This window comes from Nostoc sp. NMS4 (assembly GCF_017115095.1).
Lineage (GTDB): Bacteria > Cyanobacteriota > Cyanobacteriia > Cyanobacteriales > Nostocaceae > Nostoc.
This window is the reverse complement of sequence record NZ_JABXKI010000203.1, coordinates 1-14,642: the sequence shown is the minus strand read 5'-3', so window position 1 is coordinate 14,642 and position 14,642 is coordinate 1. Positions and strand designations below refer to the sequence as shown.

Below are 14,642 nucleotides of genomic sequence, written 5' to 3'. Positions count from 1 at the left end.
ACGCTCACAACTTCCCTCTAGATTTGGCTGCTGGTGATTCTGCTCCTGTAGCTCTAACCGCTCCTGCTATCAACGGTTAATTGTAATCTGAGATACGCTCTTCACGCTAATCTATAAAAAAAAGACGCTCTCCTGAAAGGGGGAGCGTTTTTGCATTGGGTTAATTCCTACGTTTAGGATAGCACTGAAGAATTTTTTGAAGTGCAAAAATGACCGTTATAGGTGAGAACTTAGGAAATAATTATCAAAAAGTAAATTTTACGGGTAATAACAGGTAAGAACGGGTAATAATTGCTAGCAGCGCAGATAATTGCCTCAAAGCTCAAGTATAAGGAGAAGCCAAGAATGATTTTACACCGTGGGCGTAGGGTAGTAGCAGCTTTGTTGCTGTCGGTAGTACTACTGACAACAGCCTGTAGCCCAAAAACACCTGGACGTTTTGACCAGGTGCAAAAAGAAAGCACTCAACAAAAGAAAGGTCAATCAGTCGCTAAGACCGCAACTCAGGGTAGTGAATTTAATAAACTTTTCCCTGATGCAGGTGATGGCTACCAGCGCGTCTATACCCAAGAGAAAAAAGGCTTTGCGGAAGCGAAGTTGAAAAAAGGCGGTAAAGATATGGCATTGCTATCTATTTCTGATACCACCAGCACACCTAGCGCAGCAGCAAAGTTCTCGAAAAGCACCAAAAAAATTGGTGGTTATCCTGCAATAGAAGTTGGTAAGACGCAAACTGCAATTTTGGTAGGTAAATACCAAGTAAAAGCACTTTCTCGCGATCCGTCATTTACAGCTAGCGATCGCGCAGATTGGTTAGAGAAGTTTAATCTTAATCGTCTAGCTAACCTGAAATGATTTGTACTACGAACATTTAGATAACAAAAGCTAAATAAGGAGATTTTTGTGAGCAAATCAATTTTTGAGTTGGTCGATCAATTACCAACTGGCGGCTTGACTGTTTCTATGTTGAAGTCCCTCGATTTTGTTGCACCTGGAGAGTGGCAAAATACTGTCGGCTTTGTCAACACTATTAAGAAAGTCACTGGCGAAGACGACGAAGATTTAATTCAGCAAATTGGCGAAAGAGCGATTTATCTATTCAACGACAAATCCCAAGGATACCAAACAGCCTTGTGGTTATATCAAACCGTTGATAATACAGATAAAGCGCTTGGTGCAGCAGCTTTAGCTAACAAAGTCGGCGAAAAAATTCCTCTGTTGGGTTTTTTAAACTCTGTCACTCCCAAACCTGATAAAGCCCAAACCATCGATCTGACATTAAAATTAGTGGCTGAGTTGGTAGCTTTCTGTCAAATTAACGGCATTCCTGGAGACAGTATTGGGGATTTTGTCGCCTCTTTAGGTGAGTATAGTGGTGAGTCACTAATCCGCATGGTGGCGTTAGTTTGCGTTGATGGTTTGATACCTTTAGGCCCAGATTTTATTAGCAAAGCGATATCCGGGCTTAATCAAACAAATCCACAGGACTTAGAACAAAACTCGACTTTCCAAAATATCAAAGATGTGATTCCAGGTAACAATTCTGCTGGAAAACTCAACTTTATCGGTGAAAGCTTTGACTCAGTTAAAGGTTGGATGAGTGGGTTAGTTAGCGCCAATAATTTAACGCCACAAAAGGTTGTCCACAACTTGCAAAGTTTTACCGATATTGCTGATGACAAGTTAGATTACCTGGCGGCGTTCTTGGATGTAGCAACAAATTATTATGAACACACTGGTACGCAAACTTTGGCACATCGCTTGATTGAACGGGCGGTGGCTGAGATTTAGGTGATGGGGATTGGGGAGATGGGAGACAAGGGAGACAAGGAGATAAACAAAACTCTCTAACTCTTGTACAGACGCGATTAATCGCGTCTCTACTTTTAACTCCTAACTCCTAACTCCTATTGGGGTAAATGCAAATCTGCTGCGATCGCATATAAGTAAGGTTGAAAAATAGCCAAGTTTTCCAGTTTATCAAAAGTACCTGTTTGCGTACCTGTGTCAAATGCAGTGGTAATTACGTAAAGTTTACTGCCATCAAAGGCAACATGACCGATATGTTGCTCTTGTACTCCACCTTGTTGCTTAAGTCCGACGAACCCATAGCGGATTCCCTGAAGCTTACCAATTGGTACTGGTTGCGGTGGGTAGGCTGAGAAAATAATCTCTTTTCCATATTTACCCTGACGATCTTTCGCAAATGCAGCGTAGTGTTCTACAACCCAAGTCTTAAGTACTGGTAATAACTGGGTTTGGTACTTGGAACTTTGATAGTCTACTAAGGAAGCAGTTGGAATACCAGATGCTAAGAGTTTCTTTCGGAAATCCTCATTGTTTGCTAGAGGGTAAATGTTAATCTCAACTGTACCCAAACGTTTCCCTTTGGAGGAGACACACAACAGGGGTGCATTTCCTTCACAGGGAGCAACTTGCCAGTTCGTTGGAGCAGCAACATTTCCCAGGATTTTCTGCCAGATGTTTCCCTGATTAGAGTTGGGAAGTTTTGCAACTGTAGGGGGTTTTACTATTTTGGGTGGAGAAAATTGGGGGAGAAAAAATTTGGCTCCTAGCGGTATTGACACCAGCAAAACAGAGCCTATTAATAAATGATAAAGTCTTAACATTTTTTTCACAACCCAGATCGCCCGATATCTGCTTGATGCTCTTGCCCATTTCAGTGATTATACAGACGATAAAGCAACTATTTCGGAAAAACTTGTTTAAAAGCAATAACAAGATGTCTACAATTTCAATTTTTCACCGCGAATTGAATAATCTAACAACTCCATCGGGTGAATAACTGAAATCTTCTTACCTTGCAACTGCAAATGTTTAGTAATTTGTAAAGTACACCCCGGATTAGCAGAAGCAATTAACTCAGCACCAGTATTCAATAAATTCTGCACTTTTTGCTGACCCAATTCTTCAGAAACTTCTGGTTGTAGCATATTATAAACCCCAGCACTGCCACAACACAAAGCTGCATCTATTGGTTCTCTCAACTTCACCCCTGGAATTTGTCGCAATATCTGGCGTGGTTGGACACTAATCTTTTGTCCATGTAATAAATGACAAGCATCTTGATAAACTAGATTCAATGGTTTATCAGTAAGCGGCGATAGTTTTGTTGTTAAGCCAACAGTTGCCAAAAATTCTTGAGCATCTTTAACCTTAGCGGCAAAATCCTTTGCCTTTTGCCGATATTCTAGGTCATCTTCTAAAATATGACCGTACTCTTTTAAAGTATGACCGCAACCAGCAGCATTAATAATTACGAAATCTACATCCGTCTTAGCAAAACTATCAATCATCTGCCTTGCTAAAGCTTTCGCCTGTTCTGTTTGTCCTTGGTGTTCGGGAAGTGCTGCACAACAACCTTGAGATTTGGGAATCACAACTTCACAACCATTCGCTGTTAAAACTCGCACTGTCGCTTCATTCACGGGGGAGAAAAACAGCCTTTGGACACAACCCAAAATTACCCCGACTCGGTATCGCTTCTTACCTTTAGCAGGAATCACAGTCGGAAAATTATCTTGAAAAGATTTGAGAGTAATTTCTGGCAGAATTGATTCCATTGCTGCCAAACGGGGCGATATTTTATTGAGTAAACCCGTAGTCCGAAATAATTTAGGCAATCCCAATTTTTGATAAACCAATAACGGAACTAATAAAATCCGTAAAAGATTGGGATAGGGAAACAAAGAAAATATCAGTTGACGAAAAAATCGATCTGGCAAACTGCGGGGATAATTCCGTTCAATTTGATGACGAGTTGCAGAAATTAACTTGTCATACTGCACGCCAGAAGGACAAGTACTCACACAAGCAAGACATCCTAAACAAGAATCAAAATGTTCTACTGTTGCCGTATTGAGAGCAATTTCACCCTCATTAATTGCATCCATTAAATAGATGCGTCCTCTAGGAGAATCCATCTCCTTACCCAGCACCCGATAACTGGGACAAGTCGAGAGACAAAATCCACAATGTACACAACTATCAATTAACTTCGGGTCAGGCGGATGATTGACATCAAAGCCCTTCAAATTCTTTAAACTAGCCGTATTATTAACAGAATTTTCTGAAACTTGCATAATTAATTCTTTTCCTTCCTTTGCGTCCTTTGCGTCCTTTGCGGTTAGTTTTCTTAAAACTAAATTCCACTTACAAACCGACCAGGACTTAAAATATTTTTACTATCAAACTGTTCCTTAATACGGCGCATCAACGGCAAAGCATTTCCCGTATAACCCCAAACATCTATTTGTTCTTTAACCGCCTTTGGTGCTGACAAAATTGTTAAAAAACCTCTATTATTTTGAGTGCGATTGCTTCCAGTAAAGCATAACTCATTGCGGATTTTCAAAACTTGATTTTTACTCTCTAATTGTAACAAACCTAAACCACTACTAATATGAATTAAACCCAACTCCACCTGAGTCAAAATTTCCACAGCCGCAGTAGGTAACACTCCTATTTTGCAGGTAATTACGGATTCTGTAGCAGTAGTATGTATTCGTTCTTGCAATCTCTGCCATAGATTAGCTTCATCACCATCGGCAAAAATTGCCCCATTTAAACCCAACTTTTGCCCAACTTCCAAAACTCGGTTTGACTGTTCTTTAACACTCTCACTAATACTTTGGAAACGGGCGATTAATCCTAGTCCTTCACCCAATCCTAAACTAGACACCAATTTGGTTGATAGCAAATCTGCCTGGACTGGTGTTAACGCCGAACCTCGAAGGATATCAGCTGCTTGAGATACAGCCTCAGCTTTACCAGTTAGTACCACCGTCCCCGATGCCTCTGCTAGGGGGTACAGGCGAAAAGTTAGTTGACTAATAAAGCCTAATGTGCCATAAGACCCTGTAAGCAACTTCATCAAGTCATATCCGGCGACATTTTTAACTACTCTTCCTCCAGCTTTGGCGATTTGTCCATCAGCACGGACAAAGGTAATACCTAGTAACTGGTCGCGTACACTACCATAACGTTGCCGCAGAGAACCTGTATCACCTGTGGCAACAATACCGCCAATGGTTGCTGACTCTGGCGCTGTGGGGTCAAGGGCGAGAAATTGCCGCGACTTTGCCAAAAGTGCTTGGAGATCGGAAAATTTCATCCCAGCTTCTACGGTTACAGTCAAATCGCCAACAGCGTGTTCAATTAGTTGGTTGATACGTTCTGTACTAACTACAACATCAATGTCTTTAACTAAACCACCCCAGCTAAGTTTACTGCCACTACCACAGGGAAGGACGCGCCAGTTATTTGTGTCAGCCTTACTAATAACTGCGCCTAGCTGTTCTTGGCTGCGGGGATAGACAATACAACTGGGTGAATTTCCAGAAGCTATAGCCTGTTGAATACGTTTTTGCTGATTGAGTTCGATATTTTCCCCAAGGCAAATAGCATTTTCTTCACCGACGATAGATGCGAGTTCAGAAGCGCAGATGCGTTGCGGCTTGTCGTTAGACATCGCTTTCATTGAGTTTATTTTTTTACGCCCTACTTCTAATTTACTGGCTAACCTGACCAAAAAAGCGCATTGTCATTAATATACGGTGGTCTTAATATAAAAAGCGATGTCTAGCTAGGTTGTAATCAGCGATCGCTACTAACTAAATAAATTAATGAACTACCCCACCCTACTACGTTGAGGGTGGGGTTTCTACATCCCCACCCTGTAGAGTAGAGGGATGGGGAATTACGCAATGTGGTTAAAATGTTAGGAAATTCGAGTTTTTCACCACTGCCCGGAATTATCCTCTTGTTGCAACCCAATTAACTGTCGCCGTTTCCAAGCATAGTGGAGAATATTAATCCCTAATTCCTGAGCTGTACGAATGGTCAATCTGGGTAAACTCAAATCTCTATCTAGTCCCCAAGCAGTTGCTAAATCTCCAATCACTAAAATAATTCCTCCACCGATTAAAAGTTTAATTTGTTGTTGATTAACCATTGGCAAGGCAGCAAATAAGAAAGGTTTTGTCCTTAAAGGATGACTCCGTTGCAATTCTTCTAATGGTCTTAAAGGACTTTCTAACTGTTGTGCCAAAGCTTGAGTACTCTCAATCAGAGGATTAGCATTTGTTGGCGCATCAACTAGAAGCACACCACCTAAATTTAAATAATTTCTGAGGGATTCAAATTCAAGACTATTTAAAGATATGGCTTGTCCACCTGTAAGATAAAGTATGTCATAGTCTTGGATATTTTCTGCTAAAGAAACTTGACCTGGTTCATCAGCCCCTCGCAAACTTGGATATAGGGGTTCTACTGCTTGTAACAAATACGAAAGGCTGAAAAAATTCCGCGCATATTCGGGATCGCTATGATTGGCCTGAGCCATACATACAAGTGCTTGGGGGCGCATTTGTGCAGGACGGCGATAGCGCAAATCAACATTGTTATATCCCGGAAAGAAAGCATCCGCAGGTTGAGTAATTTCAGTATGTCCTGCTTGCAGAAGTATCCGACATATTTCTATTTCTGAACTGAGTGGTGTCGAGTTTCTTTGGTCAATTCGATAAGTTTCTTGAACAATATCTCTTTGCTGTCCGCGTCGTAATTCATCAGGATCTACATAGCTAACTACTAAGTAGATCATGAGCGCTTCAGAACTTGCTACTTCTAGATCGATGGGAAAATCATAAGAGGTAGGTATAACAATTAAATTACCTGCTAAATCAATAGCAATACCAGGTTGAATTTGTACCCAACGTCCATCTCGATATCTAGCCTCTACTTGACTTGGAGCAGTCACATCTCGCACACCTAAACCGCAGACAATTCCTGGTTGATTTAAACTTTGATATTGGGCATTTTGCCGATTACGGTGGTAATCATGGGCTGTACGCCAGCGTTCCGCATTTATTAGTAAACCGTCTGCGGCTTGTAGGCGTTCAAGGGATTTTATTGGTGGAGGTGGAAAAGGATGGGACATAGCAATTTGGGATTTTAGATTTTGGACTTCGACTACGCTCAGTCGAACGATTTTGGATTAAAAATTTGTTATAGGAATTTCAAATAATACTACCTATTTTATTTGGTATTTTAAATTAGATGTAGTAATGCAATTTTAATCATTCATGGTGCGTTAGCCCTAATTACGAATTATTTGGATTTTCGATAGATAATTCATAAGTGCAAAAAGCTGGTTTTTCTTGTTCTATGATTCTTTGAATAAGTTCTTCGTTGATGATGCCACTAGAAATATTTGAACGTAAACGTACTATAAAATGATATGGTTGTCCACCTGCCAAAACTGCATTTCCTAATTGTGCATCTCCGATAATAAAACTTGGGCCAAAAGGTTCTGTAATACTAATATGTTTATCAGCTTCATTTGGTAAATCTTCGTCTAGCGGTAAACCTGTATAAAGATGCAAGTAGAGACGCAATCCTTTCCGAGTTCCCCGCCAGCGATAAAGTTCTACGGCTCGACGAATTAAACGCCGTTGTTGCTGGAGATCCCAAACAGAATCTACTTGCCAAGCAACCCAATGAGCCATAAAGGGTAGTAATGCTTCCGGTGCTGTCAAGGGATCGAGATTTGCCCACATGACATTGTAACTATTAACTATTGGTTGAAAAGCTTGCTCAAATATTTTCATGAAGCGACCAATAAAGTCAACTTCCCGATACAAAATTGGCAAGAATTCCATGTAGGCGGTGTAGGGACGGACGTATAAATCGAAATGCTCGCTTCTCTGGATTTGTTCGTTGCCAGTACCTGAGTCTATATGTAGAGTAACTTGACTACGAAAATTTAGTGTTAGTTTGTCTTTTTTTCCAGGGGAAATCGCTTCTTGATCTTCAAAAAAAGTATCGGGAATTGAGAAGTAGAGAACAGCATCCATTTGTCCGCGAGGCGGTATTTCACTGCCTTCTGTGCCAATCTGACACCATTCAGTCGGGAAGTTTCCTTCAACGCTTAAGCTTACCCGCAAAGGACGTTGTTCTAAGTTTTGCACTTGCACAATCATCTCGCTGGGATGTCCAGGATGTAAAAGTAAACTACGTCCAGCCACATCCATGTTTTCGGCATTTGCAAATGCTAAACCTGCCACAGGTAAAGCTTCGGGAATTTGCATTGGCGTTAATTGAATGCTTACGGCTGGACTAGAGCGACTTTGAACCATAGGATTGGGGATTGGGGACTGGGAGGAGAATAACTACTGACAAATTACGAATTACGAATTACGAATTACGAATTACGAATTATTTGAATGTCGTGATTTGAACGCAGATTTGTATCAGCCCAAGAACATATCAAACCTTCCGAACCTGGATCAATCAATTGTTCTGGGGATGGTTGTCGTCGCCAATTTTCTCCTTGCTTGCGGATGGGAAACAGCAGGACGGGGCCTAAATGACGCACGCCTGGGGTTTGTTGCAGTAATGCCACAATATCGGATGTATAAACTGGTCGCCCAAAAGGCCAACCTTTGCCGTCCATTCCGCCAGTTAAGGGATTTAAATATTTATATAGCGATCGCCTTAAATTCTGGCGAATTTCTTCGCTGGCAAAAGGATTGTTGTATGCTGGCTCTAAAGCAACTTCTGTCTGCACAGAAACACCTACATAATTCGGTTCTTGTAACTCTATTTGTACCCCTAATAAGCGTCTTTCATCTAAGTAAGTCAAAATTTGATCTTGTAGGGCATTACTGAGGGCAAATTCTGCTGGTGCTATGCCATCGCCTTGAGCGATCGCATCGGTATTTGCATAAGGTACTACCAGTAAACTAACTATACCAGCTTGTCTTTGAGAATTTGCTGGCAAACACCGGACGCGAGCGATCGCACCAGCACCCGCCTGTTGAGTTAAAACTTCAAAATCTTCGGCAGTGACGGCGCGATCGCGTGTGCGGAGGATGCGGGGAGCCTTCATCACAGCCTGTTCTAGTGATTCGGCATCTGCCCCATTGATTGCTGGTACACGATTGACCACACTAGTAATGTATGGATACGCAGACTTCAAAAACTGGATTGTTCCAGTTTGAACATTACCTTTTCTACCACCGCCTCTACGATAAGCAACCATTTTAATTTCTGAGCCACGGGGAGGAATCGCCCCATATTGGTGTTCCGACTGGTTATTTTCCAGAACTTGTACAGATGTGTCATTTAGTGATGGTTGCTGAATTCGCCCTCGCACTCGTGTTTGTTGTTTAAGTTGGCTAGGTTCCAGAATCAGCGGCCCAAATTGAATTATACCAGTGATGGAATCGATGGTGTAATGAAAGTCTTCTGGCCCAGAATCAGCAAAATCTCTCACCTCAGTCCACTTCTGAGGCAATCCACCAGAGGGAGTAACTAAGATATATTCATTTTCTTTGCGTTTTAAAATCGGTGCGTTTTGTAATTCAAAAGTCTGTCCGGGTTTACCATCACTGATTCCTAGCCGCTCATCCTGAATCAAAGTACTGTGACTAGCCCGTACTGTACCGCCAATTGATTGCACTGCCAAACCAATAATCCTTGGTGGACGATTGTAACCAGATTGATTTGTTTCTGTCAGAGTAAAACTACAGCGTAGCCAACGACCCCGGTAAGAAGTAAAGTTGGTAACAGGCCAATTTTGCGGTAAATGTAGACGGACATCTGCTCCTTGAGACGGGCTACCACCCTGTTCAGCGAGTTCATAAAAACTGAAGCCGCGAGTTTTATCGTCTGACTCTTGTAATAAAACTGGTTGCCAATGTTCTCCATCCCAGGCTTCCCACTTCCGAGGCGGTTGATTGGGGTTAATACCAGCAGGTGTAGCGGCGGCTCCTTGAAAAGTAATATCTAGAACATTACCATCTAGAGGATCGTCAGATGCGATCGCTAAATAAAAGCAGTTACCAGGCTGGGGTTCCTCTTCAAATATCGGCTGTTCATCACCTGTCCAGAAACCGTTAGTCTGACGAGTCCATGTAGTTGTGACTCTTTCTCGCAGAGATTGGGGAATGTCTTCGGCGGTTTGGGCAGTTAAGAAGTGCTGTATGCGGGGTTTGCCAATAACTAAAGGAGAATCTGTACTAAAGGTAATGCTTTCTGTGGTTTCAGTTTGGATAGTTGAGGCTTCTAATCCGGCTGGAATAGTGAAGGCTTTAGATAGTACAGCGCTTAAATAGAAAGTTAATTCCGTGCGGGCTGGGGCGGCAGGTTGGAGATGAATACCCAGTAATTCTAAGAAAGCTATATAATTTTTTCGAGGTACTTGGTTAAATCTGAGCAACATCTGGTCAGTTAACCAAGCAAATAACTCAATTAGCGTAATTCCTGGGTCGCTGAGGTTGTGGTCTGTCCATTCTGGACAGTAGCGAGGAATACGCATAATACATTCTTCTACCAAATCATCGAAGCTGCGATCGTCTAAGTTGGAAGAAGGTAATTTCGGTAAAAAGTCAAATTCCATACTAATTTTAAAAAAGAATGTGACAGATTTAATAATTCGTAATTCGTAATTCGTAATTACGATTACTCCCCGGCTGAAGCCAAATAATAAGGATAAACAAAACTATAAATATTGGGACTATTTTTGAGTCGATAATTGATGATGATGTCCACTCTGCCACGTACAGGGTCGGGATCGACGATAACTTCATCGATAATAATGCGTGGTTCCCAAACTTCTAAGGCTTCCAAGACATAAAGACGGATTCGCAGTAAAGTATCGCTATTCAAAGTTGCAAACGCCAGTTCTGACAAGCGCGAACCAAAGGTAGGTCGATAAACCCGCTCACCTACTCCTGTGCGGAGAATAATCCAAATAGATTCTTTAACTTTTTGATCTTCACGGCTAACTTGTATGCCACCTTGCACACTTAAATGCAGTGGATAAGCTAAACCTGCCCCTAAATAGTCTCTATTGCCACCATAAACCATATCTAGACACTTAGACAACTGTTGCATGGATATCTTCAAAGATATCGGCACAGGAGGTTTAAGCCTATTCGCCAAAGGTCGAGGTTGAAGAGGATGCGAATGGCGAGAAGCAAGCTAGGTAATTATTTAGTAATTAATTAAGGTGAATCATCGCACCTTTGACTGTAATCTCGCCCCCGGCTGTAATGTCTATATTTCCAAGAGCATCTAATGACAGATTACCTTTTGATTCCACTGAAACAGATGGAATTGGGGCTGTGTCGTCCATTTTGATTATATGACCGCTTGGGGTTTGAATCACTATACACTTTTCACTATCATTGAGATAGATTTCGTGACCATATTTAGTTTGTAGGCGAATACCTGTTTTACTATTTGATGCATCCTCTTCGATAAACTGTAGAGTATGACCTTCACGAGTTTTAAAGGTGCGTAATCTTACAAGACCCTTCGCCGTAACTGAGTTAGCCGTCTCTTCCGGTGGTGTATCTATCCCGTTCCATACTCCGCCAATTATGTAGGGACGGTGGATATCGCCATGCTCAAAACCTACCAATACCTCATCGTCTACCTCTGGTAAACAGTCGAAACCTCTATTCGTCCCTGCTCCTAAAGCGACGATTCTCGCCCAGTCAGTTGTATGTAGTTCTGTGAGTGTGGGAAACTTGACCTTGACTCTACCCAAACTCTGTGGGTCTTTGTTATCAGTGACAATTCCGACTAATAAAGTTTCGGATGGCTGTAAGCGTTTTTGTGTAGATATAGTTGTGAATAAGTCACCAGAACGTTGTCCCCGCACGCTGAAATCAGTGTAATAAACCCGGTTAGTGTAGAAATGGCGGGTTTCTGTAACATAATAGTCCCCACTGTAGCGATCGCCCACACCCTCAAGACTAATAACTCGTCGTGGACGAATATCAGGAGTACCCTCTGCGCTGGCATCTGCATAAACAAATTCTCCTCCCAGTTCATCACACAGAGCCTTAGCCATAATGTCTGCTTTTGCTTGGTCGGTAACTGGTTTATCGACAACAGTCATTTCGTAGGGCTTAAGATTGGGAAATACAGTACTGGTAGTACTTCCTAGATTATTACCTGTTTCAGTTAGTTGTTCTTCTGTGGTAGCTTTTCCGATAATCACTTTTTTATTCTCATAGTCCCAGGCACGTACTTGCACAGAATTCACCTGTTCAGCACTGGTGACGCGAACACTAAATCTATTAATATCAACTCGCCATTTTAGTGATAAATTTCCCTCAGATGTTGGTTGACAAAAATTTATTTCGCCATCGGCAACAAATAGTTCAAAACCAATCCGGGCAGCCCTTTCGCGCAAAAACTCCATATTAGTTTGGTTTTCTTGGAAGACATGCTCATGGATTGTGGTAGTTGTTTCTATATTACCAATTTTTATCCCTACTTCTTCAGCTATTGTTCTGACTATCTGGCTATCACGTTGCTTTGTAAAAGTACGATTATAACGACCTCTGTGAAGGCGATGGGAAATATCATAGCCGCGAACAATGATATCAGCTTCAGATTTTTCATTGAAGTGAACTTCCATCCCTGTAATTTCGCCTTCAATCAGTAACTTTTGTATTTGCTCTTTAAAATTAGGATCTAGAGTAGTACTCATTCCAAAACCCAAATTCACTTTTTTCCCTATCTGAAGCAACTTGTCATATCGCCAAGGTTGGCTTTCTGGTTTGTCAGATGTAGGACTATACCTATTCTGTATTACTAGAGTAAACATTGCTGGCAAATGAAGGCTTTCTTCTACTGTCATTTGCAACACGTCCTTCATAAATTCATTAGAAACGGTTATCCTATCTATCTGGATTTTAAGGTCGCTTAAATAAGGGTTTTCACTTTTTGTAGGCATAACTATTATTTTGTAACTATGAAATGTTCAGAGTCTTCTTTAATGACCAATAAGAGATAAATTAATGTTTATCTCTTGTCGAGCTTTAGTTAAACAACTTTCCTGTGCTTTGATTTAGCCGACTCAGTTGGTCTTGAGCAGCTGATTGTTTTCCTCCAGGCAGGTTTATCTGATCTACTTCTTGCAAGGCTATATCTACCAGTGCCCTGACTGGTGTACCATCACTCAGAAACATATTTAAAGTGTAAGTTAGACTCGTGATTACACAATAAAAATAGTCTGTTCCCCATGTGAATATATAAACAGGTGGACGACTATCATCTGTTGTATCAATACTTTCCACACCTTTCTTAATGTTGTTTATATACTTTTCCATAACCGACTTTTTTGTTTCGTAAGTATCATATACTAACTGTTTCAGTGTGAAAGTGTAAGGTTCAACTCCAGAAAAATTTACCTTAGGAAGTAGAGTAGTTCCTCTATTACCTTGCTTACTTTCCCACCTAACAGTGCGAGTAAAACTAATGTCTGTGGGATTATACATTAATTCAATATCTGGCGCTTCTTTGTTATAAGCTATAAGTTTGGCTTTCTGAAGTTGCCATTGAGGTTTTTGATGATCAGTAATTTGTTGTATAATTGATGTGAAACCTGGAAATTCTAGACTTGCCATTTAAGTATTCCTCCGAAAATTAATTATTGAATGGAAATTTACCAAGGGAATTTACCTGAATTACCGCCATAACGCTCTCGCTCAATTTCTATCCTTTGCCGTAATCTGTGATAAATTTCACGGGCTAGAGCTTCAAGTTCAGCCGTGTGATCTTGAGTATTTTTTTCAGAAGACGAATTAGTATTCTCTATTGTCTCAGTTACTGGTTGTATGTCTCTAGATGTGTCGGATGGAGTTACTTCTCCACCATCAGCAAAGCCTCTAGGTGCAGCAACGTGTCTAGCAAAAGCTTGTGGCGATTCTGATGATGATGTTGAAAAAGGAGAAAATTCGGAATTTTGCTTGTTAGATTCCACATTTCCATTTAGTAAATCTTCCACGCTTGACCATTGAGAAGGTGTGTTTGATCCTTGGGAAGGTGTGTTAGTGCTGGTGGAATTTGGTTTTCGGAAAATCATGGTAGGCGACGAGTATTGAGGTAAAGGTTGACTTACATCAATTGGTTTATTTTGAAGAGTATTAAGCTGTGGAGATTTCAGGATGGAAAGCTTCTGTTTTCCAATATTCAACCCCAAGGAAGAAAGAATTCGAGAATTGGATATCTGAAGTGAGTGAGTCTCAGCGTTTTTGAGCTGTAATGAAGTGTCTAGAAAAGAATCGACTTTAGTCGGAGTCTCTGAAGAAGTTTTCGGTTCTGGTTCTCTGGGATTGGGTGTCTGTAAACTTGGAAGGACAATATCCTCCAGTGTACCACCAGTGTTGATGTGACGTAATAGAGGTAAATTTCTCTGTGCATCCCTGGTATTAATTACAAACTCCCCAGGCGTAAGCATTGCAGGTACTGTATCAGAGGGCGCTATCTGCTGACGATTTTCAACGTGGGAGTCTTTCACATGACCACCAGTAGCATAACCTTTAGGTGCTGGCAAATTTTTAATGGTCGTATTTGGCTCAACTTCAGGTGGTGTGATTACCTGATTTTGTGGGGAGCTTGGATTATCTGAGGTATCAACAAAGTTTGATATTTCAGGATTTGTTATCAGAAAGGGAAGTTCTGATTCTACTGTTTGTTCATTGTCAATAATTTTCCTGAAAATACTTGCAGTTTCAGTAATCTCAGATGATGTGGTGCTAATTGTTGGTGCGATCGCTTGTTGAATAATCTCAGGTGATGTAGTGCTAATTACTGGTGTTTCA

Annotated in this window: 12 protein-coding genes and 1 pseudogene; 3 read left to right on the top strand and 10 right to left on the bottom strand. The window is 41.2% G+C overall.

Annotation, left to right across the window (positions count from 1 at the left end; genetic code table 11):
* The 3 genes and pseudogenes from HWQ37_RS17270 to HWQ37_RS17260 form a co-directional block, all read left to right on the top strand.
* Window positions 1–80: pseudogene (locus tag HWQ37_RS17270) on the top strand (photosystem II protein D1); the annotation flags it as partial.
* Window positions 81–345: 265 nt separating this feature from the next.
* Window positions 346–855 (top strand): hypothetical protein, encoded by a 510-nt coding sequence (locus HWQ37_RS17265; RefSeq protein WP_292749010.1) that lies wholly within the window; start codon window positions 346–348, stop codon window positions 853–855.
* A gap of 48 nt (window positions 856–903) precedes the next feature.
* Window positions 904–1,791, top strand: coding sequence for a hypothetical protein (locus tag HWQ37_RS17260; RefSeq protein ID WP_292749008.1), 888 nt, complete (start codon window positions 904–906; stop codon window positions 1,789–1,791).
* Between the two features lie 116 nt (window positions 1,792–1,907).
* On the opposite strand, the gene HWQ37_RS17255 is transcribed toward HWQ37_RS17260, so the two are convergent.
* The 10 genes from HWQ37_RS17255 to HWQ37_RS17210 form a co-directional block, all read right to left on the bottom strand.
* Window positions 1,908–2,630 carry a hypothetical protein gene (locus HWQ37_RS17255; RefSeq protein ID WP_292749006.1) on the bottom strand — a complete coding sequence of 241 codons (723 nt, stop codon included), beginning with the start codon at window positions 2,628–2,630 and terminating at the stop codon, window positions 1,908–1,910.
* A 117-nt stretch (window positions 2,631–2,747) separates the two neighbouring features.
* Window positions 2,748–4,103: a (Fe-S)-binding protein gene (locus tag HWQ37_RS17250; RefSeq protein ID WP_292749004.1), complete on the bottom strand. Its 1,356-nt coding sequence runs from the start codon at window positions 4,101–4,103 to the stop codon at window positions 2,748–2,750.
* 59 nt (window positions 4,104–4,162) lie between these two features.
* A complete protein-coding gene (locus HWQ37_RS17245; protein ID WP_292749002.1) occupies window positions 4,163–5,500 on the bottom strand; it encodes an FAD-binding oxidoreductase in 1,338 nt (445 codons plus the stop codon).
* A gap of 258 nt (window positions 5,501–5,758) precedes the next feature.
* Window positions 5,759–6,958: a DUF4159 domain-containing protein gene (locus HWQ37_RS17240; protein ID WP_292749000.1), complete on the bottom strand. Its 1,200-nt coding sequence runs from the start codon at window positions 6,956–6,958 to the stop codon at window positions 5,759–5,761.
* A gap of 163 nt (window positions 6,959–7,121) precedes the next feature.
* Window positions 7,122–8,156: a phage tail protein gene (locus HWQ37_RS17235; RefSeq protein WP_292748998.1), complete on the bottom strand. Its 1,035-nt coding sequence runs from the start codon at window positions 8,154–8,156 to the stop codon at window positions 7,122–7,124.
* Window positions 8,157–8,221: 65 nt separating this feature from the next.
* Window positions 8,222–10,420 carry a putative baseplate assembly protein gene (locus HWQ37_RS17230; RefSeq protein ID WP_292748996.1) on the bottom strand — a complete coding sequence of 733 codons (2,199 nt, stop codon included), beginning with the start codon at window positions 10,418–10,420 and terminating at the stop codon, window positions 8,222–8,224.
* Window positions 10,421–10,482: 62 nt separating this feature from the next.
* On the bottom strand, window positions 10,483–10,965 hold the full coding sequence (locus HWQ37_RS17225; RefSeq protein ID WP_363318144.1) for a GPW/gp25 family protein: 483 nt from the start codon (window positions 10,963–10,965) through the stop codon (window positions 10,483–10,485).
* 58 nt (window positions 10,966–11,023) lie between these two features.
* Window positions 11,024–12,772: a VgrG-related protein gene (locus HWQ37_RS17220; RefSeq protein WP_292748993.1), complete on the bottom strand. Its 1,749-nt coding sequence runs from the start codon at window positions 12,770–12,772 to the stop codon at window positions 11,024–11,026.
* 85 nt (window positions 12,773–12,857) lie between these two features.
* Window positions 12,858–13,445 (bottom strand): CIS tube protein, encoded by a 588-nt coding sequence (locus HWQ37_RS17215; RefSeq protein ID WP_292748990.1) that lies wholly within the window; start codon window positions 13,443–13,445, stop codon window positions 12,858–12,860.
* A gap of 38 nt (window positions 13,446–13,483) precedes the next feature.
* On the bottom strand, window positions 13,484–14,642 hold a 1,159-nt coding region (locus tag HWQ37_RS17210), incomplete at its 5' end, for a hypothetical protein (protein WP_292748988.1).

Coding starts and splice junctions, on each gene's coding strand:
- HWQ37_RS17265 (WP_292749010.1), top strand. CDS start 346: ATGATTTTACACCGTGGGCGTAGGGTAGTAGCAGCTTTGTTGCTGTCG.
- HWQ37_RS17255 (WP_292749006.1), bottom strand. CDS start 2,630: ATGTTAAGACTTTATCATTTATTAATAGGCTCTGTTTTGCTGGTGTCA.
- HWQ37_RS17250 (WP_292749004.1), bottom strand. CDS start 4,103: ATGCAAGTTTCAGAAAATTCTGTTAATAATACGGCTAGTTTAAAGAAT.
- HWQ37_RS17245 (WP_292749002.1), bottom strand. CDS start 5,500: ATGAAAGCGATGTCTAACGACAAGCCGCAACGCATCTGCGCTTCTGAA.
- HWQ37_RS17240 (WP_292749000.1), bottom strand. CDS start 6,958: ATGTCCCATCCTTTTCCACCTCCACCAATAAAATCCCTTGAACGCCTA.
- HWQ37_RS17235 (WP_292748998.1), bottom strand. CDS start 8,156: ATGGTTCAAAGTCGCTCTAGTCCAGCCGTAAGCATTCAATTAACGCCA.
- HWQ37_RS17230 (WP_292748996.1), bottom strand. CDS start 10,420: ATGGAATTTGACTTTTTACCGAAATTACCTTCTTCCAACTTAGACGAT.
- HWQ37_RS17220 (WP_292748993.1), bottom strand. CDS start 12,772: ATGCCTACAAAAAGTGAAAACCCTTATTTAAGCGACCTTAAAATCCAG.
- HWQ37_RS17215 (WP_292748990.1), bottom strand. CDS start 13,445: ATGGCAAGTCTAGAATTTCCAGGTTTCACATCAATTATACAACAAATT.